This is a genomic window from Methylobacterium sp. WL120 (genome assembly GCF_008039465.1).
In the GTDB taxonomy this organism is placed as follows: domain Bacteria; phylum Pseudomonadota; class Alphaproteobacteria; order Rhizobiales; family Beijerinckiaceae; genus Methylobacterium; species Methylobacterium cerastii.
On record NZ_VRUT01000285.1, the window covers coordinates 1 to 2,882 of the forward strand.

General features: G+C 69.8%; 3 protein-coding genes and 1 pseudogene. 1 reads left to right on the top strand and 3 read right to left on the bottom strand.

The features are described 5' to 3' along the window. The 3 genes from phnC to FV229_RS26245 form a co-directional block, all read right to left on the bottom strand. Positions 1 to 784, bottom strand: a 784-nt coding sequence (phnC, locus tag FV229_RS26235; protein WP_147754722.1) for a phosphonate ABC transporter ATP-binding protein, incomplete at its 3' end; no start/stop codon positions are given. A gap of 89 nt (positions 785 to 873) precedes the next feature. Beyond that, positions 874 to 1,506, bottom strand: coding sequence for a chloramphenicol acetyltransferase (locus FV229_RS26240; RefSeq protein ID WP_147754723.1), 633 nt, complete (start codon positions 1,504 to 1,506; stop codon positions 874 to 876). Between the two features lie 12 nt (positions 1,507 to 1,518). Continuing rightward, the gene (locus tag FV229_RS26245; RefSeq protein ID WP_147754724.1) at positions 1,519 to 2,184 is read right to left on the bottom strand and encodes a DUF1045 domain-containing protein; all 666 of its coding nucleotides are present in this window, start codon (positions 2,182 to 2,184) and stop codon (positions 1,519 to 1,521) included. Positions 2,185 to 2,282: 98 nt separating this feature from the next. Between FV229_RS26245 and FV229_RS26250 the strand changes: the two are divergent. Beyond that, positions 2,283 to 2,882 (top strand): annotated as a pseudogene (locus FV229_RS26250) (winged helix-turn-helix domain-containing protein); the annotation flags it as partial.

A 2,882-nucleotide genomic window follows, 5' to 3' on the forward strand; every position in this document is an offset into this window, starting at 1 on the left:
GATAGGCCCGGGGGCGTGCGGGCGCGGCGGGGGCGTCGAGCACCTCGCCCGCCTCCAGCCCGTAGAGCTGGCGGGCGACGTCCTCGGTGAGGTCGGCAGGTGCGCCGTCGAACACGAGGCGGCCGTCGGCGAGGCCGACGAGGCGGTCGCAGTAGCTGCGGGCTAGGTCGAGGGAGTGAAGGTTGCACAGCACGGTGATGCCGTGGCGCCGGTTGGCCTCCGCGAGGGCATCCATGACGATGCGGGTGTTGCGCGGATCGAGGGACGCCACGGGCTCGTCGGCCAGGATCAGGTCGGGAGCCTGCATCATCGCCCGCGCGATGGCGACGCGCTGCTGCTGGCCGCCGGAGAGCTGGTCGGCCCGGTGGGCGGCGAAGTCCCCCATGCCGAATTCGTCGAGGGCGGCCAGCGCAAGGGCGCGCTCGCGCTCCGACCAGAGCTTGAGGAGGGAGCGGTGCCGGGGCACCTCGGAGAGCCGTCCCATCAGGACGTTGCTCAGCACGTCGAGGCGGCCAACGAGGTGGAACTGCTGGAAGATCATCGCGCAGCGCGCCCGCCAGCGCCGGAGGTCGCGGCCATGCAGGGCGGTGATGTCGAGGCCGTCGAACAGGATGCGCCCGCCCGTCGGCTCGGCGAGGCGGTTGACCATCCGTAGGAGGGTCGACTTGCCCGCGCCCGAGCGCCCGATCACGCCGACGAAGCGGCCGCGCGGGATGGCGAGGGAAATCCCGTCCACCGCGCGACGGTCGCCGTATCGACGGCTCAGATCTTCGAGGATCAGCATGCTGTTTCCCGGCGATTCATGTTGAACGCCGGTAGAGCCGTCGTGCGTGACAGTTAAATGATAGTTGTTCGGCTAACCAATAAATGGACTTATTGTGCTATGGCTTCGTAGCGTTCCAGGAATGCCTCGATCGCGAGAGCGCGGAAGTCCGGCACGGCCCGGCACAGGCGGTCGTGGTCCCAGTCCCACCAGGCGAGGGCCAACAGGCGCTCGGCCACCGCCTCCGGGAAACGGCGCCGCACGACGCAGCCCGGATTGCCGACCACGATGGTGTAGGGCGCCACGTCCCGGGTCAGGATCGTGCCCGCGCCCACGACCGACCCGGTGCCGATGGTCCGCCCGGGCAGGATCACGGCCCCGTGCCCGATCCAGACGTCGTGGCCGATGGTGACGGACAGGGCACGGCGCCGGGCGAAGAAGGCCGGCTCGTCTGCCGCCTCTCCCGGCCAGTAGGCGCTGGCCCGATAGGTGAAGTGCGCCTGCGAGGCCCGCTCCATCGGGTGGTTGCCCGGATTGATCCGTACGTGTGAGGCGATTGAGCAGAACTTGCCGATGGCGGTATAGTTCGCCTGCCCGTCCTCGACGATGTACGAATAGTCGTCGAGGCTAGTCTCGCTCAGGCGCGTGCGCGCGCCGACCTCGGTGTAGCGGCCGAGGCGGCAATCCCAGAGATCGGCCGTGGGGTGGACGGCCGGTTCGAGGCCGAGGCGGTCGGAGGCCATAGCGGGGTCCTGTCAGGCGGCGAAGGGCAGGCGGCGCAGGAGGCGAAACGGCGCCGCGCCGTCTCGAACGACCACGCTCACGGCATCGATCACGAGGTCGGGCAGGCCAGCGCCGGCCTCGGCCAGCAGAGGTAGGGCCATCGACAGGTCTTCCGGCTCGAGGGGGCCGGTGAGCGTCATGTGAAAGCGGAAGGCCTCGAACACGTGCGGGTAGCCCCAGCGCTCCAGCAGCGCCCGGCCGCGGGGGTCCAGGCGCTCGGGGCGACGGCGGGCGCGCTCGTCCTCGGTGAGGGGCGCGCGCAGGGGATCGAGCGCGGCGACGCATTCGGCTGCGAGGAGGCCGAGGGCGGAGGGCGGCGCCTCCGGCACCAGGGCGGCGAAATTCCCCAGGTCGGCGACCCGCATAGGGCCGACGGGCAGCGGGAGCTTGGGCGCCGCCAGCGCCGCGGCCGCCGCGAGGAGATCCGCTTCGGTGGCGCCCGGGGCGAGGCGCATCGGCGCCTTCAGGGTGGCGTGGAACCCGTAGACGCGCTGCTCCGCAGTGTTGGCGGCGAGGATTGCCCGCAGCGCATCGGGGCCGGGCGCTGGGCCGAGGCCGAGGATCGCGTCGCCGAAGGCGGCGAGGGCCGAGCCGGGGGCGGGGGTGAAGTAAAGCGCGTATCGGGCAACTCGATCCAAATGAACTTCTCCTTGGCTGCGCCGTGCAGGCTGAAGCGACTCTTAATACCAAGCCCCGTTGAACGTGATTCACGCGAGGTAGCATCGCGATCCAGGTCGTGATTCTCTTTTCAGGTTTGGAGCCTGAGGAGGATGTGATGGCTGCTCCGGTGCCACTGCGATCGGATTATGATGCCGAAGGTTTGCGCGCTCTGGCCAAGGGTTCGCGCAATCCGGCCCAGACCCGCCGCCTGTTGGCGCTGTCGGTGATCTCGGCGGGCGGCTCGCGCTCGGAGGCGGCCGAGATCGGCGGGGTCGGGTTGCAGACGGTGCGTGACTGGGTGTTGGCCTTCAACGCGGCTGGTCCGGACGGGCTGATCGACGGCAAGGCGCCTGGTGCCCGTCCGCGCCTGAACGCCGGGCAGCGCGATGTCCTGAAGGCCCTAATCGAACAAGGGCCGACGCCCGCCGCTCACGGCGTAGTGCGCTGGCGCTTGTGCGATCTGGCGCAGATCCTGGCCGAGGATCAGGGCGTGTCGATCTCCGAGCAGACCTTGAGCCGGGTCTTGCGGGCGATGGGCTTCGCCAAGCTCTCAGCCCGTCCGCGCCATCACGCCCAGGACCCGGATGCCGCAGCTGTTTTTAAAAAAGCTTTCCCCACCGTCTGGCGCAGATCGGGCAGGCTGTCGGCGGCAAACCCGTAGAGGTCTGGTTCTGCG